Annotated in this window: 28 protein-coding genes; 15 read left to right on the top strand and 13 right to left on the bottom strand. The window is 69.4% G+C overall.

Annotation, left to right across the window (positions count from 1 at the left end; genetic code table 11):
• The first annotated feature begins 163 nt into the window (after positions 1 to 163).
• The 3 genes from ACFYM2_RS25030 to ACFYM2_RS25020 all read left to right on the top strand — a co-directional run bounded on the left by ACFYM2_RS25030 (position 164) and on the right by ACFYM2_RS25020 (position 3,547).
• A complete protein-coding gene (locus ACFYM2_RS25030) occupies positions 164 to 1,057 on the top strand; it encodes a 2-dehydropantoate 2-reductase (protein WP_359005193.1) in 894 nt (297 codons plus the stop codon).
• On the top strand, positions 1,058 to 2,008 hold the full coding sequence (locus tag ACFYM2_RS25025) for a VOC family protein (protein WP_388839226.1): 951 nt from the start codon (positions 1,058 to 1,060) through the stop codon (positions 2,006 to 2,008).
• Between the two features lie 372 nt (positions 2,009 to 2,380).
• Positions 2,381 to 3,547 (top strand): Cmx/CmrA family chloramphenicol efflux MFS transporter, encoded by a 1,167-nt coding sequence (locus tag ACFYM2_RS25020; protein WP_388839223.1) that lies wholly within the window; start codon positions 2,381 to 2,383, stop codon positions 3,545 to 3,547.
• Positions 3,548 to 3,636: 89 nt separating this feature from the next.
• Here ACFYM2_RS25020 and ACFYM2_RS25015 read toward each other — a convergent pair whose 3' ends face one another.
• On the bottom strand, positions 3,637 to 4,341 hold the full coding sequence (locus ACFYM2_RS25015) for a MerR family transcriptional regulator (RefSeq protein WP_388839220.1): 705 nt from the start codon (positions 4,339 to 4,341) through the stop codon (positions 3,637 to 3,639).
• A 98-nt stretch (positions 4,342 to 4,439) separates the two neighbouring features.
• Here ACFYM2_RS25015 and ACFYM2_RS25010 point away from each other — a divergent pair, with 98 nt between their 5' ends.
• On the top strand, positions 4,440 to 4,916 hold the full coding sequence (locus tag ACFYM2_RS25010) for a DUF6194 family protein (RefSeq protein WP_388839217.1): 477 nt from the start codon (positions 4,440 to 4,442) through the stop codon (positions 4,914 to 4,916).
• A 120-nt stretch (positions 4,917 to 5,036) separates the two neighbouring features.
• Here the strand turns inward: ACFYM2_RS25010 and ACFYM2_RS25005 are convergent, their stop codons facing one another.
• The 4 genes from ACFYM2_RS25005 to ACFYM2_RS24990 all read right to left on the bottom strand — a co-directional run bounded on the left by ACFYM2_RS25005 (position 5,037) and on the right by ACFYM2_RS24990 (position 6,548).
• Positions 5,037 to 5,375 (bottom strand): hypothetical protein, encoded by a 339-nt coding sequence (locus ACFYM2_RS25005; protein ID WP_388839429.1) that lies wholly within the window; start codon positions 5,373 to 5,375, stop codon positions 5,037 to 5,039.
• Entirely contained in the window at positions 5,297 to 5,680 is a 384-nt protein-coding gene (locus ACFYM2_RS25000) for a transposase family protein (protein ID WP_388839423.1), read from the bottom strand. Before ACFYM2_RS25000 ends, ACFYM2_RS25005 begins: the two co-directional genes overlap by 79 nt.
• A 229-nt stretch (positions 5,681 to 5,909) precedes the next feature.
• The gene (locus ACFYM2_RS24995; RefSeq protein WP_388839214.1) at positions 5,910 to 6,272 is read right to left on the bottom strand and encodes a hypothetical protein; all 363 of its coding nucleotides are present in this window, start codon (positions 6,270 to 6,272) and stop codon (positions 5,910 to 5,912) included.
• Positions 6,273 to 6,329: 57 nt separating this feature from the next.
• A complete protein-coding gene (locus ACFYM2_RS24990) occupies positions 6,330 to 6,548 on the bottom strand; it encodes a hypothetical protein (protein ID WP_388839211.1) in 219 nt (72 codons plus the stop codon).
• Positions 6,549 to 7,572: 1,024 nt separating this feature from the next.
• Here ACFYM2_RS24990 and ACFYM2_RS24985 point away from each other — a divergent pair.
• From ACFYM2_RS24985 to ACFYM2_RS24975, 3 genes are read left to right on the top strand one after another with little or no spacing between them, the layout of a single operon-like run.
• Positions 7,573 to 7,911, top strand: a complete 339-nt coding sequence (locus tag ACFYM2_RS24985) for an ATP-binding cassette domain-containing protein (RefSeq protein WP_388839208.1) — start codon at positions 7,573 to 7,575, stop codon at positions 7,909 to 7,911.
• Positions 7,896 to 8,246 carry a hypothetical protein gene (locus ACFYM2_RS24980; RefSeq protein WP_388839205.1) on the top strand — a complete coding sequence of 117 codons (351 nt, stop codon included), beginning with the start codon at positions 7,896 to 7,898 and terminating at the stop codon, positions 8,244 to 8,246. Before ACFYM2_RS24985 ends, ACFYM2_RS24980 begins: the two co-directional genes overlap by 16 nt.
• A gap of 6 nt (positions 8,247 to 8,252) precedes the next feature.
• A complete protein-coding gene (locus ACFYM2_RS24975) occupies positions 8,253 to 8,483 on the top strand; it encodes a hypothetical protein (RefSeq protein WP_388839202.1) in 231 nt (76 codons plus the stop codon).
• A gap of 451 nt (positions 8,484 to 8,934) precedes the next feature.
• On the opposite strand, the gene ACFYM2_RS24970 is transcribed toward ACFYM2_RS24975, so the two are convergent.
• Positions 8,935 to 9,513 carry a TetR/AcrR family transcriptional regulator gene (locus tag ACFYM2_RS24970; protein ID WP_388839199.1) on the bottom strand — a complete coding sequence of 193 codons (579 nt, stop codon included), beginning with the start codon at positions 9,511 to 9,513 and terminating at the stop codon, positions 8,935 to 8,937.
• Positions 9,514 to 9,601: 88 nt separating this feature from the next.
• Here ACFYM2_RS24970 and ACFYM2_RS24965 point away from each other — a divergent pair, with 88 nt between their 5' ends.
• Complete coding sequence (locus ACFYM2_RS24965; RefSeq protein ID WP_388839196.1) at positions 9,602 to 10,483, top strand: SDR family oxidoreductase; 882 nt, start codon at positions 9,602 to 9,604, stop codon at positions 10,481 to 10,483.
• Between the two features lie 165 nt (positions 10,484 to 10,648).
• Here ACFYM2_RS24965 and ACFYM2_RS24960 read toward each other — a convergent pair whose 3' ends face one another.
• From ACFYM2_RS24960 to ACFYM2_RS24940, 5 genes are all read right to left on the bottom strand, one after another.
• Positions 10,649 to 10,786 (bottom strand): hypothetical protein, encoded by a 138-nt coding sequence (locus ACFYM2_RS24960; RefSeq protein WP_388839193.1) that lies wholly within the window; start codon positions 10,784 to 10,786, stop codon positions 10,649 to 10,651.
• A gap of 329 nt (positions 10,787 to 11,115) precedes the next feature.
• Entirely contained in the window at positions 11,116 to 11,700 is a 585-nt protein-coding gene (locus ACFYM2_RS24955; RefSeq protein ID WP_388839190.1) for a DinB family protein, read from the bottom strand.
• A gap of 599 nt (positions 11,701 to 12,299) precedes the next feature.
• The gene (locus ACFYM2_RS24950; RefSeq protein ID WP_359005210.1) at positions 12,300 to 12,734 is read right to left on the bottom strand and encodes a VOC family protein; all 435 of its coding nucleotides are present in this window, start codon (positions 12,732 to 12,734) and stop codon (positions 12,300 to 12,302) included.
• Positions 12,735 to 12,771: 37 nt separating this feature from the next.
• Positions 12,772 to 13,911 carry an alpha/beta fold hydrolase gene (locus ACFYM2_RS24945; RefSeq protein ID WP_388839187.1) on the bottom strand — a complete coding sequence of 380 codons (1,140 nt, stop codon included), beginning with the start codon at positions 13,909 to 13,911 and terminating at the stop codon, positions 12,772 to 12,774.
• Between the two features lie 313 nt (positions 13,912 to 14,224).
• Complete coding sequence (locus tag ACFYM2_RS24940) at positions 14,225 to 15,049, bottom strand: polysaccharide deacetylase family protein (protein WP_388839184.1); 825 nt, start codon at positions 15,047 to 15,049, stop codon at positions 14,225 to 14,227.
• Positions 15,050 to 15,137: 88 nt separating this feature from the next.
• Between ACFYM2_RS24940 and ACFYM2_RS24935 the strand changes: the two genes are divergently transcribed.
• A complete protein-coding gene (locus ACFYM2_RS24935; RefSeq protein WP_388839181.1) occupies positions 15,138 to 15,536 on the top strand; it encodes a winged helix-turn-helix transcriptional regulator in 399 nt (132 codons plus the stop codon).
• 445 nt (positions 15,537 to 15,981) lie between these two features.
• Positions 15,982 to 16,734, top strand: a complete 753-nt coding sequence (locus ACFYM2_RS24930; RefSeq protein ID WP_359005223.1) for an aspartyl/asparaginyl beta-hydroxylase domain-containing protein — start codon at positions 15,982 to 15,984, stop codon at positions 16,732 to 16,734.
• A gap of 33 nt (positions 16,735 to 16,767) precedes the next feature.
• Here ACFYM2_RS24930 and ACFYM2_RS24925 read toward each other — a convergent pair whose 3' ends face one another.
• The gene (locus ACFYM2_RS24925; RefSeq protein ID WP_359005225.1) at positions 16,768 to 17,295 is read right to left on the bottom strand and encodes a copper chaperone PCu(A)C; all 528 of its coding nucleotides are present in this window, start codon (positions 17,293 to 17,295) and stop codon (positions 16,768 to 16,770) included.
• Complete coding sequence (locus ACFYM2_RS24920; RefSeq protein ID WP_388839176.1) at positions 17,292 to 19,664, bottom strand: heavy metal translocating P-type ATPase; 2,373 nt, start codon at positions 19,662 to 19,664, stop codon at positions 17,292 to 17,294. The genes ACFYM2_RS24925 and ACFYM2_RS24920 overlap by 4 nt, the downstream gene beginning before the upstream one ends.
• Positions 19,665 to 20,440: 776 nt before the next feature.
• On the opposite strand from ACFYM2_RS24920, the gene ACFYM2_RS24915 reads away from it, so the two are divergent.
• The 5 genes from ACFYM2_RS24915 to ACFYM2_RS24895 all read left to right on the top strand — a co-directional run bounded on the left by ACFYM2_RS24915 (position 20,441) and on the right by ACFYM2_RS24895 (position 24,731).
• Positions 20,441 to 21,844, top strand: coding sequence for an MFS transporter (locus ACFYM2_RS24915; protein WP_388839172.1), 1,404 nt, complete (start codon positions 20,441 to 20,443; stop codon positions 21,842 to 21,844).
• Positions 21,845 to 21,966: 122 nt separating this feature from the next.
• Complete coding sequence (locus ACFYM2_RS24910; RefSeq protein ID WP_388839420.1) at positions 21,967 to 23,031, top strand: beta-ketoacyl-ACP synthase III; 1,065 nt, start codon at positions 21,967 to 21,969, stop codon at positions 23,029 to 23,031.
• Entirely contained in the window at positions 23,028 to 23,264 is a 237-nt protein-coding gene (locus tag ACFYM2_RS24905; protein ID WP_350228360.1) for an acyl carrier protein, read from the top strand. Before ACFYM2_RS24910 ends, ACFYM2_RS24905 begins: the two co-directional genes overlap by 4 nt.
• A gap of 44 nt (positions 23,265 to 23,308) precedes the next feature.
• Positions 23,309 to 24,193: a TauD/TfdA dioxygenase family protein gene (locus ACFYM2_RS24900; protein ID WP_388839169.1), complete on the top strand. Its 885-nt coding sequence runs from the start codon at positions 23,309 to 23,311 to the stop codon at positions 24,191 to 24,193.
• 1 nt (position 24,194) lies between these two features.
• Entirely contained in the window at positions 24,195 to 24,731 is a 537-nt protein-coding gene (locus ACFYM2_RS24895; RefSeq protein ID WP_359005237.1) for an FcoT family thioesterase, read from the top strand.
• Positions 24,732 to 24,798 lie beyond the last annotated feature (67 nt).

Here is a 24,798-nt window from a genome sequence, read left to right as displayed (position 1 = left end):
GTGTCGCCTTTGGTTTGATCATCTTTTGTGGCTCAGGGCGGCGACGCGCCCGTCGTCCGCCTCGCGCTCCGGCACGATGCCGGTACGGCCGGGTACCGATCCGCCCAGGCCCGACTGGCTCTCCCGGCCTCTCGACTCCTCGGTTCCCCAGACAGGAGCATACGTGAACACGAGCAAGCTGACCTTGGCGGTTCTTGGCCCGGGCGGCGTCGGCGGGCTCATCGCCGCGCTGCTGGCCCGCGCGGAACACCGTGTCATTTGCCTGGCCGGAGACCGGACGGCCGACGTGCTGCGCCAGGAAGGCCTGCGCGTCGACAGTGAGCAGTACGGCGCGTTCACGGCGGCGGTCGAGGCCGACACCCGGCTGCGCGAGCCCGTGGACGCGGTCTTCGTGACGGTCAAGCAGACCGCGCTCGACGAAGCCCTCGACCGCGTTCCCGCGGACGTACTGGGCGCGGCGGTGGTGGTCCCGCTGCTCAACGGCGTCGACCATCTCGCAGTGCTGCGCCGGCGCCTGCCCTCGGCCCAGATCGTCGCGGGCACCATCCGGGTCGAGGCCACCCGGACCGCGCCCGGCCGCATCGCCCACACCAGCCCGTTCACCCAGCTCGAACTCGGCGCCCCCTTGGGCGAGTTCGCGGAAGTCCTGCGCCAGGCAGGCCTTGACGTGAGCGTACGGGACAACGAGAGCGCGGTGCTCTGGGACAAGCTCGCCTTCCTCGCCCCGTTCGCCCTGCTGACCACCCGGCACCGTGCGGACGTCGGCACCGTCCGTTCCGGGCACCGCGCCGAACTGCTCGCCGTCCTCGACGAGGTGGCCGCGGTGGCCCGCGCCGGGGGTGCGCCCGTGACCGCCGAAGGGCTGCTCTCGCTCTTCGACCGCATTCCCGAGACGATGAAGTCCTCGATGCAGCGCGACGCCGAAGCCGGCCTGCCGCTGGAACTCGACGCCATCGGCGGAGCCGTCCTGCGTGCGGGGGCGGCGCACGGCATCGCCACCCCGGCCACCGCCCGCCTGGTCGCCGAGGTGGCACAGTCCACGGGGCGGGTGGCCTGAATGGAGCCGGCCCCCTCAGCGCACCGGCCACGGATCGAGGAGTTCCTGGCCGGCCGCGGCGCCGCACGGATGCCCCACCCGGGCGGCACCCTCCTGGACCACCTGCGCCGCGTCGCCCGTCTGCTCGCCGACTGGGACGTCGAGCCGGAGGTCCAGCTCGCCGGACTGTGCCACGCCGCGTACGGGACGGACGGATTCGACGCCTCGCTCCTGGCCCTCACCGAGCGCGAGGTCCTTGCCGAACTGATCGGCGAGCGCGCTGAGGCCCTGGTGTACCTGTACGCGAGCTGCGATCGGGGCGCCGTCTACCCGCGCCTGGGTTCCGGGCTTCCGCTTCTCTTCCGCGATCGCTTCACGGGTCGCGAACACACGCCGCCCGACGCGGATGTACGCGCAGCCGTGACCATCACCGCCGCCAACGAGCTCGACGTCCTGGCCCACAACGCCGAGCTCGCGGAGCGCCACGGTCCGGGCCTGTACGGCCTGTTCGCCCGCTCGCGCGACCTGCTGCCCGCCGTCGCATGGCAGGCCTGCGCCACGCGGCTGGGCCGGTACGCCCCCGGGCCCGGCATCGCGATCAGCGGCCTTGACCATTTGGTCCTGACGGTCGCCGACATCGAGCGGACGACCGCCTTCTACCAGGACGTCCTCGGCATGCGGCCCGTCGCCTTCGGGGAGGGACGCCGTGCGCTGGCCTTCGGCAACAGCAAGATCAACCTGCATGAGGCCGGCCACGAACTCCTCCCCCACGCCACCCGGCCGACCCCCGGCAGCGCCGATCTCTGCCTGGTCACCGAGACCTCGCAGGAACAGGTGCTGGCCCATCTGGCCGCACACGGAGTCCCCGTGGAGCAGGGGCCGGTGCCACGCACAGGTGCCCTGGGGCCGTTCCTGAGCACCTATCTGCGCGATCCGGACGGCAATTTGCTCGAGATCTCCACCTACGCCTGAACGCGCACGGGACGGCATGACCCGCCGCCCATCGGTGCGGTCACGGCCGACCCACGCTTGCCGCCCGACAACTCGGCGGCGCGGCACCCGAACCGGCGGCCGCCGTAATCCGATTGATGGTTGCCCAAGCCATGCGTACTCTGCCTGACGTGACGAGCCCTGAATCAGACAGAACGGAGCCGCCGGTCGCTCGGCGGCATGCGATCTGACCAACGACCGACAGGTCCCTTGGTCGGCTTCGCCGTGAGCGATCGGACACGTGCTCCGTGTGTCTGGTGCCCTTCCGGCCCCCGTCCCCGCGACGGGTGACGCGGTTCGACCTCCAGCACGCGGATGTTCCTGCCCGCACCCGTCACCGCTGGAGTCGACTCCATGCCTGTGTTCATCCATGTCCTTGGCCTCGCTGTCTTCGCCCAAGGAACCTCCGAGTTCATGCTGTCCGGTCTCGTACCGGGAATTGCCCGTGATGTGTCCGTGTCGGTGGGAGCCGCCGCGAGCCTGACGTCCGCGTACGCCATCGGCATGATCGTCGGTGCGCCGGTGATGGCCGCGTTGAGCGCGCGTTGGCCACGCCGTCGAGCGCTGGCAGGCTTCCTGGCGGCGTTCGTTGGCGTGCACGTCATCGGCGCGGTCACGACGGACTTCGCCGTGTTGTTCGCGACCCGTATCGTCGCCGCGATCGTCAACGCCGGTTTCCTGGCGGTGGCGATGAGTGTCGCGACCGCCCTCGCGGCCCCGCCGGGGCGAGCCAGGGCCACCTCCATCCTGCTGTCCGGGGTCACGCTGTCGTGCGTCGTCGGCGTGCCCGCGGGCGCACTGCTCGGAGAATGGGCCGGCTGGCGCTCGGCCTTCTGGGCGGTCGCCGCCCTGTGCCTGCCCGCGCTGCTGCTCGTGTTCCGCTCGGCGCCCGTCGACGCGGGCGGCCGGCCCGACGTCTCGGTCAGGCAGGAAGTGCGTACGCTCACCTCGCGCTCGGTGCAGTCGGCATTGGTGCTCGCGGCCGTGGTCAACGGGGCGACCTTCGCGACGTTCGCCTACCTGGCCGTTGTCGCCACGGATGTCACCCACCTGCCCACGGGTGCGGTCCCCGGGCTGCTCGCCGCGTTCGGAGCGGGTGCCTTCGCCGGGGTGAACGCGGTGGGACGTGCGACCGCCGGCCGGCTCGGGCAAGGCGTGGCCATCGCGCTGTGGTCGCTGCCTGTCGGGTGGACGCTGCTGGCCCTGACCAGCACCCGTCCTGTTCCCCTGTTCCTGGCGACGGTCATCCAGGGCGGGCTGTCCTTCGGCATCGGATCGGCGCTCGTCAACCGCGTCCTGCACCTCGCGTCCGCTGCCCCGTCCCTGAACGGGTCGTTCGCGACTGTCGCGCTGAACGCCGGCGCGTTCCTGGGACCGCTGCTCGCCGGCGCCGTCACGGGTACGACGGGTGACTTCCGGGACGCGGTGTGGACCAGTGCTGCCCTCGCGGCCACCGCGGTCGCGGTCGCCGCTGCCTCGAGCCTGAGCGCGGGCCGCCGGGAACGTGGGGTGGTGCGCTGACGCACTGATACGCCGCGTGGGCGCCCGGGTGTCCCTCGTGGCCGCCCGGGCCGGTGACCGCTTGGTGGCCGGCCCAACGGGCGGTGCGCTCAAGGGCGTTGGTCGCGCGGGCAGAGCAGGGCGCTGAGTGCGGCGGCGCCGTCGAGGAGGGCCTGGGATCGCGCGGTGACTTGGGCGTCCCTGCCCGCCAGCGCCGATACGACGTCCTCAGCCGCTCGGCCGGGGTGCCTCAGTTGCGGCATGAGGGCCCGCAGGGGCGCGATGCGGTATCCGGCCTTGCGCAGTTGGTGAACGATTCTGGCGTCGCGCACCTGCGCCGGTGTGTAGCGCCGCGTCCCACGCACGGGGTCGCGGTCCGGCAGGACCAGGGCCTCCGCGTGCCAGTGCCGCAATGTCGAAGGGCGCACACCGAGCGCGGCCGCGAGTTCGGACACGCTCATCGCGTCCGACGCGCGCACGTCGCCCATCGGCTCGCTGGAAATCGCGCGGGCGGCGTCCTGGGCCTGCCTCAGTCGTGTGCGGTCCTCGTGGAGCCGGGCGTGCGCCGCGTCCAGGAGGGCCAGTGCTCGTCCTGCGGGGCCCTGGTGAATGGCCCGGACGATCTCCTTGGCCTCGACCGGCCCCACGCCCACGGCGAGAGCCCGGTAGGCCACGGCGGACCGCAGATGCGCCTCACCGTAGATCCGGTGACCCGCTGCCGTACGCGTCACGGGCGGCAGCACCCCGTCGCGCTCAAGGTTGCGCACCTGTTGAACGGAGTACCCGACCCGCCGGGCGACATCCGCGGTACGCATATCCCCTGATTTGAGACCTGACATCCCCACACCCCTCTGTTTCCGGTCTGTTTCCACCTCGAAGTCTCCACAAGCACATGAATGCAACGCTGGAGCACATGACCATCGATGAGATCATCAGTTTCGTAAGCGGCCTCGACGGCGTCCTGACCCAGACGCCCACCCCCGGCGACGGCACCCCGGAGCTCAGTTGGGGTGACACGTTCTTCTTCTACGCACCCGACGGCGCCGCCCAGGCGACCGCCCAGCCGTTCGCCACGATCACGACCAAGAACTACCCCGGCGACGAGACATCGCGTCTGGACCGGCCGGACATCTTCCGCGTGAACATCGCCGCCGGGAAGGAAGCGTTCATCCGGTGGACCGGCCACACACCGCGCCGCCCCACCCGCGCCAAGGCCGACCCCAGCGCCACCGACGCCGTCTTCGCACACCCCGTCTACGGCGCAGCCGGCTGGCTGGCCGTCATCAACCCCGGCAAGCACACGGAAGCGTCAACGCGCGACCTCCTGCGCACCGCCCACCACCTGGCACGCACACGCCACGAACGACGCGCTCGGTCTGCGGGCTGCTGAGGGTGGCGTGGGACACGGGGACGTGGCCGGCGCGGCAGGCGAGTGGGATGACTGGTGGACCACGTGCCCCTGGCACACCACCGTGCGGGCCGGGGCATGCGGCAGGGCGGCTTCGGCCGGTCAGTGTCTCGCGACGAGCGCGCGGCGGTAGCCATCCGCCGGACCCTGACCCCACGTCAGCACCATGGACACCGTGACGACCGCCGCGAAAACCGTCCCGTCCCGGCCCAGGTGGAAGCGTGGAGCTTGGCTGGCGTACCACTGGAGGGTCCGCCAGTGTTTGTGTTCGGCGTTGGCGTGCTCGGCGCAGATCCGTTCCGAGGACTGCTGATGGCGGGCCGCGTCCCAAGCAGCGACCTTTTCGGACAGCCCCTCGGTCTTCACGGCCGTCTGGTCGCGCATCCGGCCGGGCCGGACCGGCCCCGTCCACAGGGTGCGGCCCCGCCTGTCGGTGACCACAGTGGCCTTCTTGGTGTTCTGCCCATCCTGCCCGACACGAAAGCGCGCCGACCGGGCCTGTTCGCCTTCGGACGGCGCACCCGGGCCTCGGTACCGTCCAGCCGCAGCTCGACTTCCTCGGCCGCCGCGCAGGCGAAGACATCCTCCAGCGTGCGAAGCCGCAGGCCGGCGTAAGCTGATACAGCGAAGCTGCGGGCCGCCAGCAACGGGCGGATCTCGTGGACGGCCCGAGTGATCGTGGAACGGTCCACCCCGTAGAGCACGGCCAGGGCCGCGTGCGGGAGCTGGAACCGCAGGACGACCAACGTGGCTATGACCCGGTCAGTGAATACCAACTGGTGGCTCGGCCCCGCCCCGGCCGCACGCAGACGGTCATGACCGCAACGAGCGTCGTGGCGCAGGGGACATCAACACGCCCGCCGCCTCTTGCGATTGGGGCGACGTGGGCGAACGAAGACGTCGAGCGCGCCCACGGCCCGCACGGATATGGGGCGGGCATCAACGCAACCGCTCTCCCGCGCACCACCAGGACAGCTACCCGTCCGCATCCCGCGGATGCATGCCCAGGCCATGCTCGGCGCACAGAGGCCACGCCTGCCACAGACGCTCGGTGACGGTTTCCTGCGCGGCATCTGCGACGAGCGCCAGCGCAGAGGCGAAGTCGTCCGCCGACTCCTGGTACAGGTAATTGCCATGCCACTCGCCGTTGGCGAGAGCGACGTAGACGTTCTCCAGCCCATCCGCATCGTAGGACGGAAGGGCCAGCAGTTGCAGGGGTTCCTGCTCGGGAATGGTCACCGCCAAGTCCCGGTTGAGGAGGGCGAGAGCCCGGTCCCACACGGGGTACTCGCCTGGCGAGACGCGACGGGGCTCGGGGCTGTCGAAGAGAGCGCGCATGGGCACCATCCTCCGCCACGCAGCAACAGCCTCAATCGCACACCATGTCGTTAGCCGCTATTGGTCGGTCCTGCCCCTACGACGGAAGCGCACGGCCGCTATTCCTGAGCCGACGGCGAGGAGTACGGGCAGGGAGGCCACCCACGCTTTGGTGGCAGAGGTCCCTGCCAAAGTCATCATGACGCCGCCCAGCACGTAGATCACCAGGAAGGAGCCCACCAGGTTGGCCACGGGGTGGCCCCGGGTGCGATCTTCGAAGTCTTCCAAACGTCCCATCGCGTTCCTCTCGTTGTACACCGGGTGGCGACCCGCGGGCGGAGGTCCCCACTCCCGCCACAGAGTTCAGGAGTGCCAGGTCGCCACACCCTGTGCGACCTGTTGGCCCGCCGCACAACACCCAGCCGTCAACAGCAAGCCGGACTCCGGGCCCTTCGCCGCTCCACCGATCCCAACGACCACGATTCCGGCGGCCGGACTCGCAGACCATCGTGTTCTGATGCGCCGCCAGCACAGCGGCAGAACTGCCGGACACCTTCGGTAGTGGTGCGGGACACCCCGCGCGGACTGTAGGGGTTGACTCCGGCGCCGTACTCGTCGGCGAGGCCGTTCACAGGACCGCGCGGGTCGGTCAGGGAGTAGTAGGCCTTGCCCCCCGGTCGTCATGGACTTCAGGGTGCCCCCCGACTCCCAGTTGAATCCGCTATCGACGCAACCGGGCGTCCCAGCCAAAACGACCAACAGGCACTGTTTGAAGGCGATTTGGTCCCGAAGCCGCGGGCACTCGAACTGATCGTTCGAGGACAACTGGCCCGCGCAGGCAGCGCCCGCAGGCGAGGGACTTTCACCTGCGAGTAGTCGGACCACTTTCCGGCGGGGTTACGTCCGGCCCTCGCGCCAGATGCTCACCGAGCACCAAGGCGAACGGCTGCCGCCGTGGCTCGCCCCGTCCGGTGAGGCGCCCCCCAGCCCGCGCACTCTCGCCTGCCGATATCGACCGTGACCGCGATGCCGGAATCGCCGGCCTCTCGCTGCCGCGGAACCTTGACCGCGTCATCCGGTCCCAACTGCTCGGCGTCACAGCCCTTGGTGAATCCCAGGGCATCGCCCAATGCCTCGGCCAGGGCTGAGTGAGTCAGGGACGAGTGGACGGCACAACACCCGGCCGCCGGTGGCGGTTGCGGGTGTCCGTGTTGCCCGGCCGCCCTCTACTCGGGTCAGGGGCTCCTCAGGGTGGAGATCAGGGGAAGTCCGCAGGCATGGGCGCCGCGAACGGCCGTAGCGTCGGTCCGGCACGTGACCGATGCCCCCAAGAAAAAGGCGAGCGAGTGTTCCGGAACAAGGCATTACCGGCACGGGCTTCGATCCCAGCCTTCGTCGGTACGGAAAGGGTGGGCGAGATTGTCAGCCTGAGCGCCGTGTACAAGACGTACGGCCGTGGCAACAGCCTGGTGCAGGCGCTCGACGGGGTGAACGTCGACTTCAAGGCGGGCACCTTCACCGCCATCATGGGCCCTCGGGTTCGGGCAAGTCAACGCTGTTGCGGTGTGCTGCCGGCCTCGACCGGGTCGACGCGGGCCGGGTCCTGCTCGACGGCGCGCCGTTGCACGGGCTTTCCGAGCGTATGTGTCCGGGTCGCTGACCGGCGCGGTGATGCCGGGCCAGGTCTACCTCGACTCGGCGGCCAGCATGGGCCGACCGCTCGATGAGGAGCAAACGGCCGCGGTGAACCAGGCTCTGGCCGGCTCCGGCGCGCGCCTCCTGACCCACGGCGCCTACCTGGAGGCCCAGCGCGTACACGCCGCCAAGCAGACGAACAACGCTGCGGTGATCATTCTGGGTATCGCTCTGGCCTACGCACTGATCGCCGTGGCAAATACCCTGATCATGGCGGTGGCCGGGGGACGGCGGGAGTTCGCCCTGCTGGGGCTGGCCGGCGCGATGCGCGGCCAGATCGTGAAGGTCGCCGCAGCCTAGGCTGCTGTGGCGGTAGACGTCGGCACCGTGCTCGCCGCCGTGGCGACCAGTCTCGCCGCAGCGGCCCAGCACGTCTCGTTGAGCAAACTCGTGACTGGCGCACCGACGGTGATCCCCTGGACCCAGATCGTCGGAACCATCGCGCTCTGCGCCCTCGTCACCACGATCACTGCGGCGGCAGCGACCGGGCGGGCAACGCGCCGACGAGCGATCGAAGCCGCAGGCATCCGCGAGTAGGTCACCGGCCGGGACCACGCGCGCCGCAGGTTCGTCCCCTGTCACGTCAGCCGTGAGGCCAGCGGCGGTTCCGCGTCTTCCGACCGCCCCGGCGCTGTCGACACCGGTGCATCTCGACTCGATCGGCGGCGGCGGCGAGATACCCCCCTCCGAACCGGTACACGAACGCATCAACGTCACCGACACGCCCGCCCCTGTTCGCCGACGTGGGAGGTGTTCAACTCGCCTCTCACGCCTCCCTGGAGGAATGAGCCTCCGTCGACTTGAAATGACGGGGCGAAGGGTTGGCGTGACCGGCTCTCGGGGTGCTCGCGCTGGTCCTGGGTGACTGTCCGCGCAGTAGGTCGTCTGTCGGCGATCGGCTTGGAGGTCTGCCGGGAAGGGCTGGGCGTTCGGGAGGCAGTCGACGAACGTCGCACTGCACGTGGCGCCGACAGCCGGGCGGCATGGGTCAGCCCAGCGATGCCGTTGCCGCACGTAGGTCTTCCAGTGCTGCCAGCGCGTGTGGCGCGAGCCCTTCTGTGTCATCACGATCGCCTTCAGACCACTGGGCGTATCCCCGCTTGAACGCGAGGACTCCCAGCTCGCCCGCGAGGTGCGCGGTCGGGTCGGGGACGCCACGGGCGACGAGCGCGGCTGTCATGGCGGCCGCGAGACCGACGCTCTTGAGGGCGTCGCGCTCTTGTAGTTCGGTGTTGGCTGCCACGGCTGCTTTGAGGCGGGGACCGAGTTCGCGGTTTGTCGGTCCCATGGCGCTCGATGCGCGTTCGAGGCCGGCTGCTACCGCCTGGAGCGGGCTGGCGCCGACGGGGGCCTCGGTAATGCCTTCGGCGAGCAGCCTGCTGAGCGTCTCCTGGCCGGCGACCAGTAGCTCGCGTTTGTCGGAGAAGTGCCGGAAGAAGGTGCTCTTGGTGACGCCGGCGCGCTCGGCGATCTGCGCCACCGTGGTGGCGTCGTACCCCTGCTCGGTGAACAGGTCGACAGCCGCAACGACGAGTCGTTGGGTCGCCCCGGGTTGCCATCTAGCCATAAGACAAGGATAAGCGATGGGACACCTGTCCCGTCACGGTGTAGGGTCAGTGACGGGACAATCGTCCCATCACTTTGGGGGAGAGCTCATGCATGTCTTCGTCACCGGCGGTACTGGCACCATCGGCTCCGCCGTCGTCGCCGAACTCCTCGGCAACGGGCACACCGTTCTCGCACTGGCTCGCTCGGACGGCTCCGCGCAGGCCCTTGAAAGCGCTGGGGCCAAGGTGCTGCGAGGAGACCTGGCGGACCTGGACGTACTGCGGTCCGGTGCAGCGCAGTGCGACGGCGTGATCAGTCTGGCGTTCGGACGCGACTACAGCAGTCCGGACGCTCTCGCGCGGTCCATCACCGAGGAGAGCGCCGCTCTCGCCACGCTCGGGCAGGAACTCATCGGAAGTGACCGTCCGATCGTCACGGTCTCCGGGACGCCCTGGGTGCCGGGACGCGCCTCCACCGAGGCCGATCCGCTGCCGACCGACGGACCGGTGGGTGGCCGGGGCCGTTCGGTCAACGCACTGATGGGCCTCGCCTCGCGCGGTGTGCGCAGCACGGCCGTTCGCATGCCGCGTACGGTCCACAACCAGGGCCAGGGCGGATTCGCCGGCCTGTTGACCGATCAAGCGCGCCGCACCGGGGTGGCCGGCTACCCGGGCGACGGTACCCAGCGCTGGCCGGCCGTGCACGCGCTCGACGCCGCCGTCCTGTTCCGGCTGGCCCTTGAGTCCGCACCGGCCGGGACGGCCTGGCACGCCGTCGGCGACGAGGGCGACGCGGTGCGGGACATCGCCACGGTCATCGGCCGGCGACTGGGCCTGCCGGTCGAGGAGGTTGCGCAGGAGAACTTCGGCCCGTTCGGCCCGATCTTCGCCATGGACCAGCCGGCATCCAGCGCCCACACCCGCGACGCCCTCGGCTGGCAGCCGACCCACTCCAGCCTCCTCGAGGACCTGGAAACCATTCAGCCCTGACGCACATGGGTTCCGGGGCGCCGGACAGGACCGGCTCCTTGGGTCACTGACGATGCGCCAGTACGCCCGGTACCGGGCCACTCCCATTCGCCGTGAGCGACCGCCTGCTGAGCGGATCCCTCAGCGGTTGACTTCGAGGTTGGCGGTCCTCTGCCCAGGGGTGAGCTAGTGGATGCGGGTGGCGTGGAAACCGGTGACGACCACGGGGTCGAGTACGTCGTTGTCCAGCCCGTGGAAGCCCAGGTCCGCCAGTGCTGTGCTTCGAGGCCGGCGGCGCGCCGGAGTAGTTGCGCCGGTCGGCATTCCCTGTGCGGCACTGGGTGGCGATGAGGGTGCCGCCGATCAGGACCACCTCCCCGCCCTGCCGGGCGACCTTCTTCAGGGCGCGGCCCAAGCGCGGCACCTGCGCGGCGAGCAGGGCAACCAGCTCGTCGCGCCAGCGGCGGACGGTCGACTCGGACACGTTGTTGCCGCCGGCCATGTCGGCCAGGCGCTGGTCGTGGCGCGGCACAGCCAGGACGATCACCGCGATCTTCCCGGGCGGCAGGGTCCGCCACCTGGCGCGGACCGTGGCAGACGGCACTGGCAGACAAACGGGCAGGTGTCCTCGGGTCTTATCGAAGATAGGGCGATCACAACGAATCTTGCGCGCGGTGGGTATCGGCCGCCGCCTGGATGCGGGCGTGATACTGCCGCCACTTGGCATCGTCGCCGAAGCCGTCGTGATCTGGCCCGGCTTTGCCGTCGATGAGCTCTCGCAGGACATCGGCGTGGCCGGCATGCTGGGCAGTCTCGGAGACCATGCGGACGAGCAGCACGCCCAAGGTAGTGGCCCGGCGGTCTTCGGGCCAGTGCCGCACGTGGCCCGGGGTTTCGAGCGCGAGATCCGCGATGGTCCGGTCGGCATGCGCGCAGGCACGCTGATAGAGCCCGATGATGTACTTGCTGGACTCATCGGGTCTGGCCCACATATCCGCGCCTTCCCAGACTGAACCGTCGTCGATCCAGGCCAGCGGCTCCGGTGCCGGCCGGTCGAACGATTCGCCGAGGTACCCGTACTCAAGGCTCGCCAGATGCTTGACCAAGCCCAGCAGGTTTGTGGCGGTGGGCGTCATGGGTCGGCGCATATCGTATTCGGTGAGCCCCTCCAACTTGGAGAGCAGACCGGCCCGTCCTGCCCGCAGCTTGCGGTGCAACTCCGCTTTGAGATCAGTCACGTTGTCCTCCTTCAAGGATGCAGCCACCCAACCACGCGGCTCTGACAAGAAGCCGGCGATGCGCCCGAGACTGACAGGAGTGTCAGCGACAACGGCGCAACTACGTGGTGCGAGTTGAGGTGGACGACGTGCTAACGGCACGCACAACTCCGCTGGCCGCTCAGCACGAGCCGATCCCGTTCGCACCAAGGACCCGTCCGTCCCCACACGCCCGTGGACGTCCTCACACCACGGTGAGGCGGTACGGCGGTTCATGCGCTCCTTGCATGAGTGGGCGAGGGCGTGGACTGGGCTGAGGTGTACGAAGACATCGACATCGTCCTGCACGGTGAGCAGGAGACGGGTCACCACGCCGCGGGTCCATCTGGCCCGGGACCGGTACGTCGGTCGATGCGCCGCTGCCGAAAAAGCGGTCGAGCGTCTTCGTACGGCTCTCAAGCTCCTCGCAGCCCAAACCGAGCGTGATCGGGCCGACGAGAAGCACCCGGCAATCCCACACCTGATCAACCCGCGCTCAAGAGGCACCCGGCCACGGCGGACCGGCGCATCGCGCGCCAACAGCCCCAGCGTTGTGGCCCGAAGCGATCCGAGCGCGCTCATCAGTCGATACAGAACTCGTTGCCCTCGATGTCCAGCATGGGGATGCACGACTCATTCACCCCGTCGGCATACAGCGTTTGCACATGGGTCGCGCCCAGCGCGACCAGTCGCTCGCACTCCGCTTCCAGCGCGGCGAGGCGCGCGTCTCCCACGAGACCCGTGCCGACCCGGACATCGAGATGCACCCGGTTCTTGGCGGTCTTGCCTTCGGGGACGCGCTGGAAGTACAGGCGCGGCCCCTCACCCGTGGGGTCGCTGCACGCGAACCAGGATCCGCGCTCCGCGGGAGGCAGGGTCTGGTTGTAGTCGTCCCAGGTGCTGAACCCCTCCGGTGGAGTAGGGGCGACGTAACCCAATACCTCACACCAGAAACGCGCGACGCGCTCCGGGTCGGCGCAGTCGAAGGTGACTTGGAACTTCTTGATCGTCGACATCGGCGCACCGTACCGCGTACCCGGAGGTTCCCGCCGCTCAATTTCCCCTCGGATCCACCCGGCATGCGTCGCGTCCAGGGGCGCCGCCTTGGACGAGATGGGCCGTGAGCCGGCCCGGTGCGTCTTCCTGGAGGAGGTGGCCCGCCCCGTCGATCCAGTGCAGTTCGGCGTGGGGAACGCGCGCGTGCAGCCACTCGGCGTACTCCGGGGGCAGGATGCGGTCCTCGCGGCCCCAGATGATGCGTACCGGCAACGTCATCGTTCCCAGCAGCCTCTCGTACGCGGCGGTGTCGGCCTGCCTGATCTGGCTGTACTGGCGGTAGAACGCCGCTTGCCCGTCGGCGCCCCGCCACGGTGCGAGATGCGCGTCGAGGACTTCCGGACGGAGCCCCACGTGCGTGGCGTGCCGGATGTGACTGGCGACCAGGGCTTCATGAGCGTAGTCCAGGAGCTGATGAAAGACGTCCGCGTGCTCCAGGATGAGCTGGAAGAGGCCACGCTCCCACTCACCACCGCTCACGGCGTCGAACAGGGTCAGGTCCCGGTAGCTCCGCTTTTCCAGCAGCAGCGTACGAAGGGCCACGGCGCCGCCGATGTCGTGGGCGACCACGCTGGGGCGAGGCAGCTCCCAGTGGTCGAGGAGCCGGGCGAAGTTTCCCGCGTGCGCCGTCAGGCTCAGGTCCTGGCCCTCGCGCTGGTCGGACTGCCCGAAGCCGAGATGGTCGAAGACATAGACCCGGCGGTTTGGGCGAGGACAACCGAGGCCGGTTGCCGGATGCCGGATGCCGAGGAGGACGGTAGGTCTCATCCCTTCCAGCCTGTGTGCCGCAGCCAGTCCCTCGAAGGTCATCAGCCCGGGGTGCAGTCGGCGCAGAAGGTTGATGTCGCGGTCCTGGGTGTAGACGTCACGGTCGGCGAAGAACTGGAACATCGCGGCGTAGTCGTGGCTGAACTCGGGTACCACCGCGTGCAGTTCGGCGTGCGGCATCGGGAGGTAGGTGCTGGGGACTCCCGTGACGCGAGCGAAGGTCGCGGCGATCTCGTCGCCGGAGAGGCTGTCGCCGATCACCGCGAGGTCCCGGGCGCCCCAGGACTGCCAGTGGACGAACATGTGGCAGGCGAACCAGGCGATGTCGTCCAGCGCCACGAGGGGAAGTCGGTGTTGGCGAATACGCACTCGGCCTCCCCCATCAAGTCCTCCAGGACCTCCAGGTCCTCCAATGCCTCCCGGGCCTCCAAGGGCTCACGGCCCTCCCGGCCCTCCCGCGCCTCGCGGACCCCCCGGGCCTCACGGGCCCCACCGGCCTCCCGGGCCTGCGAGTTCGAAGCAACCAAACGCACGCGGCCGGGCGCGCTCCCGGCGAGTCGGATGGCGTGCGCGGACTCCGGGTGGCGGGTGGGCACAGTGATGGTGGCGTCGGTGGTGGCCAACAGGCGCCGGATCACCCGGCTGCCCATGGCTCCGGTCCCGCCGACCACGAGAATGTGGGTCACGGTGTACGTCCCTGGTGCGTGAGGATGTGGTCGGTCACTTGCGCGTGGGTGGCGACCCAGACGTCGTCGCTCTCCCGTAGGTCGTCGAGGATCTGGCCGACCATCCCCGCCAGGAGTGGCCGGCCGCCGACGTGGGCGTGGACGGTCAGGCGGAAGACGCCGGGTCCGGGGGCGGCGAGCGTCTGGTTCAGCAGCTCACGGTGCAGGTCGCGGTAGGCGTACGGTCCGGCAGCCGCGTCGCGGACGTCGGAGTGGTCGCTGTGCATCAACGAGACCACGGGGCCGTGGGCGGTAGACAGGACCCGGGGAAGGTCGTGATCGCTGTGGTCGCCGGTCCAGCGGTAGCCGGCCTCTGCGAGCAGATCGACCGTGTGCCGGGAACCGTTGGCACGCGGGCTCATCCACCCCGTAGGACGGACGCCGGTGACACCGTGCAGGACGTCGGTGCAGCGATGGATGGTGGACCGCTCGGCATCGACGTCGAGCAGCGCGGGCACCACGTCCTGGGCCCAAGAGTGCGCGGCGATCTCATGACCCGCCTCATGTACCGCCCTGACGGTCTCGGGGTGCCGTTCGGCCACGAGTCCACTGACTCCGACGGTGGCGGGCAGGTCACCGAGGACGTCGAGCAGTCGCCAGATGCCGGTCGTGACGCCGTAATCCACCCAGGAGGTGCTGTGCGTGTCATCGACGCCGGACAGCGGCCACGCCGCCGCCATCGGCGCGTAGGCAGGCCAGTGCCCCGGCGACCACAGCTCCAATGCGACGGTGACCAGGGCGGCGACCTTCCGCCCGCCCGGCCAGGCGGTCTCTTCCCTCATCCGCTTCCCCTCCTCGGCAGCTTCCGTCGTGGACGCTAGTGAGGAAGTGGGTACCTCCGGGTTCCTCACCCCCGGTTACCGTCGAGGCATGCGTGAGTACTCCGGCAGCGTCTTCCTCGCGGACTGTCCCGCGCGGCTGGCCATCGAGATCATCGCCGACAAATGGGCGGTGGTCGTGCTGTTCGCGCTGAGCCGGAAGCCGTGCAGACACGGCGAGTTGATCGATCTGATCGGCGGGGTGTCGCGGAAGGCGCTGACTCAGACACTGCGGCGATTGCAGGGGTACGGCCTGGTCGAGCGCCGCGCCGAGGCCGGGAAGGTTGAGTACGTCCTGACCGACCTGGGCCGCACGCTGGTGAAACCGATCGCTGTGCTCACGCAGTGGGCCCATGAGCACGGGGCGGCGGTGGCGGACTTCCAGGAGAGCGCTGCGGACGAGGGCGTGCCGGACCCGCGGCAGGGCCCTGGGCGGACTGTCGGGCAGTGAAAGCGTGAACCGGAACACCGAACACCGAACACCGGCTACGCGCCGTCTGCCGGCGTTTCGGGCACCCGCCCCGGCCGGTACGCGCCCGCCCCGGTCCGGCGCCGAGAAGCGGTCGCGGCTCTCAAAGGGTTGAGATCTGCGCGGCCGAGTAGGAAAATCGCGTCTCCCCCGCCCTAGCGATCCCACTCGAACTCAACTGGTCGAACTCAACTGGCAGCGCACGCCATTCCCTTGAGGGAGTCGGCTCACGGCGTCCCCCAGTTCCCGGTGACAGTCGAATTTCCGGAGCACCGGAAGCACTACCGGCGCATCGCACCACGCGCACCGTCTGCCGTGCCCCCGATCCGGCCACACCGTGCTCTTTCCTCGGAGACGGGATGGGCACGTCCTCGGTAGCCTCCACACCGTATGCGGAGACTGTGAAGCTCGACATCGTGGAGATTTTATGACCCCGGAGATAGACGTAGCCTTCGCCGCCATCAAGGGCGAGTACGGAACGGATTCGATCGCCCGGGTTGAGCAGATGCTGGCGGCGGGAAAGGGGGATCGCCATCCTCTGCAGAAGGGAGCCAAGTGGATTTTACCGGGAGTTTCCCAGCAGGCCTGGCACGATCCATACAGCCACCCCGAGTTGGCACCTGTGGTACGTGCCTTGGAGACGAACCACGCGACGATAAGGGAGGAGTTGGAGGCCGCCTGGGGCGCCCGGCGGGAGGCGTTCTCGGATTACGAGCACTACCTCACGCGCCAGACGGACTGGCAGGCTCTCTATCTCTTCCGCAAGGGTGGCCTGGTGGAGGAGGCGGCCGGCACGGTGCCGACCGCCTTCCGGGTGCTGAAGGAGCAGGCGGTCGACACCGGGAAGCTCTGTCCCCTGCTGGAGTCCCACTTCTCGACCCTGCTGCCCGGCGCGGCCATCGCTCCCCACTGTGACCTGTGGAACTTCAGCATCAACCTGCACCTGGCGGTCGACATCCCCGAGGGATGCGGCATCACGGTCGCGGGCGAGACGCGGTCGTGGGAGGAGGGCAAGTGCCTGCTCTTCGACTACTCCTTCGAGCACGAGGCGTGGAACAAAGGCACGCGTCCACGTACGTGCCTGCTGGTCGATCTGTGGCACCCGGAGACCACCGTCCCCGAGCGGAAGGCGCTCGTCGCGGCCGTCACCGAGATCCGCAAGCTGATGGGTGAGGGGTGACTCCGAGGGGAACGCGAGGGCCGCTCTTCCTCGTCACGACCGCACCGGCACGGTCACCGTCTCCACGCTCACCCGGCCGGAGTCACGGAAGAACAGGTCGAAGCGGACCGTGTCCCCCGCCTTCAGCTCCGGCGGATCGGCGACCATGACGTCGACGCCGTAGGGGGTCATCCGCACGCTGCTTCGGGCCGGGATCGTGAGGCTGCCCAACGGTTCCATGTATCCCGCTCCGTCCTTCTTGACCCGCCGGCCCAGCATGACCGCGCCGAGCTGCGGCGAGGAAACGGACGTCAGCACGTCGTCGGAGGCCCCGGTGTTGCTGATGTCGAAGAAGGCGGCCGTGTTCTCGGAGTTGGGCGGCACGAAGATGCGGGCGTTACTGACGCTGATCCTTGCCGGCGCGTCACCCGCCGCACCCGTCGTCGTATAGGCCGTCAGAAGCAGCAAGGCCGTCACGCACGTGACCACAGGTACCAGAGCGGCGCTGAGCGCGCCGGCCGTCATACGGTGCCAGGGCGGTGAGGAGTGTTCGGCCGGGGCGGCGGAAGGGGGGGAACTCATCGAATGTCCTCCAGGGGCGAGGTGGCGCCGCCGTCCGCCGCGGACGGTGGTGTCGGACCGCCCTTACCGGCGGAGGCGGACGCCGATGTGGAGCGGTAGCGGTGTCCGGGTGGCGCATAGGCGCGCAGCCGCAAGCTGTTGGCGACCACCAGGACGGAACTGGCGGACATCGCCACGGCGGCGAACATCGGGTTGAGCCAGCCGGTGGCGGCCAGCGGCACAGTGACGAGGTTGTAGCCGAAGGCCCAGATGAGGTTGGCGCGGATGGTGCTCAGGGTCTTGCGCGTGAGGTGGACGGCCGCGACCACGGCTTGCATGTCCTCGCGTACGAGGGTGATGTCGGCGGCGCCGATCGCCGCGTCGGTGCCGCCTCCCATGGCGATGCCCAGGTCGGCAGAGGCCAGCGCGGCCGCGTCATTGACGCCGTCGCCGATGACCGCCACCCGGCGCCCCTCGTCGCGGAGTCGGGCCACGATGGCGGACTTGCCCTCCGGGGTGACCTCGGCGTGCACCTTGTCGATACGGACCTGCTCGGCCACGGCACGGGCGGCGGCCGGTCCGTCGCCGGTCACCAGGATGGGCTCTATGCCCAGTTTGCGCAGGTGCCGTACGGCGGAGTAGCTGGAGGGCCGCAGGGTGTCGCCGACCGCGAGGACACCGACTGAGCGGCCGTCCCTCTCGACCACCACGGCGGTGCGAGCGGCGGCGTGCGCGTCGTCCACGGCGCGTTGCAGCGCCTCCGGGAGTGCGGCGTCGGGCCGCGGGCGGCCCACGGCGACCTCGTGGCCGTCGACCCGGCCTCGGACACCGAGTCCGGGAACGGCACGGAAGCAGGCCACCGGGGGCAGCCGGCCGGCGTCCGCGGCCTGGCGGGCAGCGGCGGCGATGGCGCGGCCGATGGGATGCTCGGAGCCGTGCTCGACCGCCCCCGCCAGGCGGAGGACCTTGCCCACGTCTTCCCCGGCCACCACCGTCGTGCCGCCGAGAGACATGCGTCCGGTGGTGAGGGTGCCGGTCTTGTCGAAGACGACGGTGTCGATGTGCCGCAGCCGTTCCAGCACTTCGGGGCCGCGAAGCAGGACGCCGAGCTGCGCGCCACGCCCGGTCGCGGCCATGAAGGCGGTCGGGGTGGCCAGGCCGAGTGCGCAGGGACACGCGACGACCAGGACGGCGACCGCCGCGGTCACGGCGGCCGAAGGATCCGCCCCGGCGCCGAGCCAGAACCCCAGTACCGTGCAGGCCACGGTCACGATCGCGGGTACGAAGACCCCCGCGACGGCGTCGGCCAGTCGCTGGATGCGCGCTTTTCCGGCCTGGGCGTCGCTCACCAGCTGGGTGATCCGGGCGAGTTGTGTGTCGGCGCCGACCGCGGTGGCCCGGACCACAAGCAGCCCGCCGGCGTTGACGGCGCCGCCCACCACGGCCGAGTCCGGCCCGACCTCCGCCGGCACGCTCTCACCGGTCACCAGTGACAGGTCAAGAGCGGAGCTGCCGTCGGTGACCACCCCGTCCGTGGCGACCTTCTCACCCGGTCGTACCAGGAACTCCTGGCCGACCCGGAGCGCGGAGACCGGGACTCGCCGGCCCTGGTCACCCTCGCGCAACTCGACGTCCTTGGCGCCGATTTCGGCGAGCGCGCGCAGCGCCGATCCGGTTCCCCGCTTGGCACGTTCCTCCAGGTAGCGGCCGGCCAGCACGAACAGCGGCACGCTCACGGCCGCTTCCAGGTACAGATGCGCGCTCCCGCCGCCGGCCTCGGGCACCGGACTGAACGCCATGCGCATGCCCGGCTGGCCCGCGCCGCCGAAGTACAGGGCGTACGCGGACCAGGCGAACGAGGCGAACACGCCGAGGGAGATCAACGTGTCCATGGTCGCCGTGGCATGCCGCAGCCCCTTCATGGCCCGCTCGTGGAACGGCCTCGCGCTCCAGCACACCACCGGAACAGCCAGGTTGAAGCACAGCCACTGCCAGTAGGTGAACTGGAGGAACGGCACCATGGAGAGCAGGAGCACGGGCAGCGCGAGCAACGCCGTGATCAGCAGACGGGCCCCGTCCGTGACGCCCGCGCGGGCCTTCGGCTGCTCGCCTGCCGCGCCCGCGTGCTGCTCGCTGGCGGGTGGCGGCGGAAGTTCGGCCGTGTAACCGGCGCTCTCCACCACGGAGATCAACTGCGCGGCGGTCACCGACGCGGGGTGGGAGACACGGGCCCGTCCTGTCGCCAGGTTGACGGTTGCCGTCACCCCCTGGACGCGGCCCAGCTTCTTCTCGACCCGGCCCACGCACGCGGCGCACGTCATTCCGCCGACCAGCAGGTCGGTGGTCGCACCGGGCTCGGCGGACGTCCCATGCCGTTCGGGAGTGCTCATCGGCTCCCCCGGACTTCACGGTCGACCGGTCCGAGGCCACGCATGCCCGGCATACCCGGCCCCTCGGAATCCCCGGACGCCGGCACGGTGCGGTGCATGCCAGGGGCCACCGGACCCGCCATGCGTCCCACGGCATAGGACACGGCCGTCAATGACACGAGCAGCACGAGGAACGCCCATAAGACCGGGGGGACGAAAAAAACACGCTTCGAGTTCTCCATGCGTCCATACGGTAGGGGGGTACCCGACCAATGACTCGGCCGGGGTGTGTGACAAAAAACCTGGATGTTGTCGGGAACCGGGGCACTCCGCCATCCGACTCTCTATGATTGGGCATCCCCAGCCGTTTCGAAATATTGAACTCCGGATCGCCCTGAACGATATCTCCGGTGGGGGGTCAACTCGATTGCCAAGGCACTGAAATCAGCCATCCATGGGGCGTCAAGATTCGTCCGAGAGGGCTGGAACCAGCAGTCGCTGTCAGCCGACTTGTGGAATAGGGAACCCGTCCTCCGCTCCGCGCACACGCACCGGAATCCCCCATCGGCTTCGCAATCCGCATGCTCACCTGGCATGTTCCACAATCGGCTGCCCAGGCAGCCGTCTCGAATGTTCGAGCTTCAATGAAGAAGTGAACGATTCTTGCAACCCGTTCGCAAGCCAGTCCGAAAACGAGGGGCGAGAGCTTGTGGCTGGCGACGGATGTGAGCCACGATCCCGGGGTGAGCCGCCGTCCTGTTTCAGGGGGACGGATTCTTAGGGGGAATCGTTCCGCAATGCCTGCAGTGAATTCGCCATCTGCTCCGACCCGTCAGCGCCTCGGGTTGCCGCTCCTGGTCCTGGCCGCCGCGCAACTGGTCATCTCACTCGACTACAACATCGTGTACGTCGCCCTTCCCAGCATCGGCAGCACGCTGGGCTTCTCGGGACAGGATCTGCAATGGGTGGTCAGCGCCTACGTGGTGACGACCGCCGGGTTCCTGCTGCTCGGCGGCCGGGCCACGGACCTGCTGGGGCGGCGCAGGGTCTTCATCGTGGCCGCGCTGGTGTACGCGCTCTCCTCGCTGGTGGGCGGGCTTTCGGAGTCCCCAGGCGTGCTGGTCGCGGTGCGCGCGGTGCAAGGCATAGGCGGTTCGCTCCTGTTCCCCGCCGCGCTCTCCCTCATCAACACCCTGTACGAGGAAGGCCCCCGCCGTAACCGGGCGCTGGCCGCGTGGGGCGCCGCCGGGGCCGGCGGGCTCTGCTTCGGATCGCTGCTGGGCGGCGTGCTCGTCGACGCCTTCGGCTGGCCCGCGGTGTTCCTCGTCAACGTCCCGCTGGCCGGGGCCATCGCCTTGGCCGGAACGTTCCTCTTCCCCGCGGACGCTGCCCTGACCCGGCAGCGGAACTTCGACCTGCCGGGCGCACTGACCGCCACGGCGGGCATCACCCTGCTCGTCTTCGTCCTGATCCATGCGCCGGAAGCCGGGTGGAGCAGCCGGGGCGTCCTCATATGCGCGGCCCTCTCGGTGATCTCGCTGTCCCTGTTCGTCCTGGTCGAGACCCGCTGCCGCGCCCCGCTGACGCCGGGGCACTTGTTCCGCCATCGCGGTCTGCTCGGCGCCATGGCGCTCACCGCGCTGTTCAGCGCCACGTTCAGCTCACTGCCGTACTTCTTGACCCTCTACTTCCAGACGGTGCACGGCTACAGCGCGATGGCCACCGGGGCCGCCTTCCTCGTCCCGGCGCTCGTCGTGGCCGCCGGGACGAAGGCCGGCGAGAGAGCCGTGGCCGCGCTGGGTGTGCGGCTCATGCTGCTGGCCGGCATGGCGACCGGCGCGGTCGGCGCCCTGCTACTCGCCGTCGCGTTCAGCGCGGACGGTTCCTACGCGCGCCTGCTGCCCGGGATCGTGCTGCTCGGCCTCGGACAGGGTGCCACCTGGACGGGCATGTGGATAACGGCCGCCAGCGGCGTCCCGGACCAGGACCAGGGCATCGCGTCGGGCCTGGCCTCGACCACCCTCCAGATCGGCAGCGCCGTGGGCCTTGCCGTCCTGGTGGCTGTCGCCGGCACGGGCAGCCACGACCTGACGGCCGCCGGTCTGCTGGACGGAGTTCGTGGCGCCGCATATGTGATCGCGGCCGGAATCGGTCTCGGCGCTGTGGCTCTGCTGCCCTTTCCACGGCGTGCGGACGTCTGAGCGCGCCCGCTTCTCCCCCTCTCTCCTACAACCGTTCCTTCCCCGTCACTCCAGACATCCCTTCACGCATGCCGGGAGACCCAGGAGCTCTTGTGTCCAGCACTCTCGACCGACCCCTCAGCCTGCCCGCACCTGCCACCGCCCCACCGCGCGACCGTGCTGCCATTCTGTGCGGGCTCGCCGGCTGGCTCCCACCACGTGTCGTGACCAACCAGGAGCTCTCCCAGCGGCTCGACACCACCGACACCTGGATCCGCTCCCGTACCGGAATCAGCCGCCGCCACTTCGCCGAACCCGGCCAGGCCACCTCCGACTTGGCCGCGGAGGCAGGCCGACGAGCCCTGCGATCCGCGGGTGTGGACACCGTGGACGCCGTCGTCGTCGCCACCACCACCCCGGACCGTTCCTGCCCGGCGACCGCCCCCCTGGTGGCCGACCGTCTCGGCCTGACCGGAGCAGCGGCGTTCGACATCAGCGCCGTATGCACCGGGTTCGTCTACGGGCTGGCCACGGCCGCCGGCCTCATCGCGGCCCGGGTGGCCGAACGCGTCCTGCTGATCGGCGCGGACACCTACTCCACGATCGTCGACCCGGACGACCGGACCAACGCGATCATCTTCGGTGACGGCGCAGGCGCCGTCGTCCTGCGCGCCGGCCACGCCGACGAACCCGGCGCCGTCGGCCACTTCGACCTCGGCAGCGACGGCGCGGGCGAAGAACTGATCATGGTGGCGGCGGGCGGTTCACGACAGCGCTCGGCCTCCGCCCCGGCCGCCGCCCAGGACCACTACTTCAGCATGCGCGGCAAGGAGGTCTTCCGGCACGCGGTCACCCGCATGACGGCCTCCGCCCGCACCACGCTGACACTGGCCGACAGCAAGGCCGACGACATCGACCACCTCGTCCCCCACCAGGCCAACCTGCGCATCCTGCGCGCGGTGGCGGAGGACCTCGGACTGCCCCCGCAACGACTGGTGACCAACGTCGAGTCGGTGGGCAACACCGGCGCCGCGTCCATCCCGCTCGCCCTGGCCGACGCGGCCGCCAAGCACACCATCCACGCGGGCGAACGCGTGCTGCTCACCGCCTTCGGCGGCGGGCTCACCTGGGGGTCCTGCCTCCTGACCTGGCCCGCTCTCACCCGGATTGACCACCCGCACGACACAGGAGGAACGCAGGAGCCATGACCACCACCTACGACCAGCTGGTCGACATCGTCACCAAACTGCACGACGCGCCGCGCGACCGGATCAACCCCGATGCCACCTTCGCCCAGCTGGACGTCGATTCTCTGACGATGGTCGAGATCAGCATGCGCATCGAGCGTGAACTCGGCGTCCACATCGACGACAACGAGCTCGAGGAAGACCTCACGCTCGGCGCGACCACCGAGCTCATCGACGCGAAGCTCGCCCAGTAACGCCGCTCACCACCGCCACCAGTCCCCTACCGAGAGCAGGAATCATGCAGATCGAGGAAGTCATGGGCACGGACATCGGCGTCACGGTCGACGGGTTCGACTACGCGTCCGCCGGCACCGAGGACATCGACGCCATCAAGGCGGCCGTCTACACCAAGAAGATCGTCGTCCTGAAGAACCAACACCTGGCGCCCCGGCAGTTCCTGGAACTCGGCCGGCGCTTCGGCCGTCCCGAGACGTACTACGAGCCGATGTACAAACACCCCGAGGTCGAGGAGATATTCGTCTCCTCCAACGTGCCCGAGGACGGCAAGCAGATCGGCGTGCCGAAAACCGGGAAGTTCTGGCACGCCGACTACCAGTTCATGCCGGACCCCTTCGGTCTCACGTTCATCTACCCGCAGGTCGTACCCGAGAAGAACCGGGGGACCTACTTCATCGACATGGGCAAGGCGTACGGACGCCTTCCCGAGGACCTGAAGAAGGAGGTGGCGGACACCTTCTCCCGGCACTCGGTGCGCAAGTACTTCAAGATCCGGCCCTCGGACGTCTACCGGCCGATCTCGGAGATCATCGAGGAGGTCGACACGAAGACCCCGCCGGTCGTCAAGCCCAGCACGTTCATCCACCCCATGACCGGCGAGACGGTCCTGTACATCAGCGAGGGCTTCACCGTCGGCATGGAGGACGGGGACGGCGAACCGCTGGAGGGCGACCTGCTCCAGCGCCTCTTCGAAGCGACCGGCCAGCTCGACGACACCTTCGAGCACCCCAACATCCACCTCCAGACCTTCGAGAAGGGCGACCTCCTGGTCTGGGACAACCGCAGCCTGATCCATCGCGCCCGGCACACCACCACCCCGGAGCCGACCGTCTCCTTCCGGGTGACCGTGCACGACACGCACAAGCTCTACGACAGGGCTGGTTGAGATGCGGACGCCCCTCCAACACGACCCGCCCGCTCAGGACTACGCCAACGACGACGAGCTGCTGCCCCAGGTTCTGCGGCCGTACAAGGCGCACTGCAAGTACCTGCGGTCCGCAGCGGTGAGCACCCGGTCCAGCCTCGTGTCCGCACGCTGCGAACTGGCCATCCCGGAGTCCTGCTACATCGACGACACCGGCCATCTCAACGCCGTCGAAGTCAACATCAGCTACAACCAGATGATGTATTACACCGTCGCGAAGGCGGTGAAAGAGGGACTTCTTGAGGAGTTCGCCGGCTGGACCCTTGACGACTACTGGCGCCATCAGCTGCCGGACATCCTGATCGCCCGCTTCAGCGGCAGCTTCCGGCGCCCCATCAACGCCCGTTCCTTCTTCGGTGAGATCGAGTTCTTGTCCGTGGAGCGGCGCTCGCCGGGCGGAGAACCGCTGCTCGTCGCCGAGACCGCCTACCGGTACTGGGACGACAGAGGCGGGCGCTGCGACGGCAGCGTGAAACTCGCCTTTGTCAACGCCCCCTAGCCGCGCGGCGATCCCTCACCGCGTGCCGCCGCCGCGCCCGGCGGCGGCACGCCCCCAGACCGACCCG

This window comes from Streptomyces sp. NPDC006711 (genome assembly GCF_042869775.1).
Classification (GTDB): domain Bacteria; phylum Actinomycetota; class Actinomycetes; order Streptomycetales; family Streptomycetaceae; genus Streptomyces.
The sequence above is the reverse complement of the archived record's forward strand: the minus strand, read 5'-3'. Positions and strand labels throughout refer to the sequence as shown.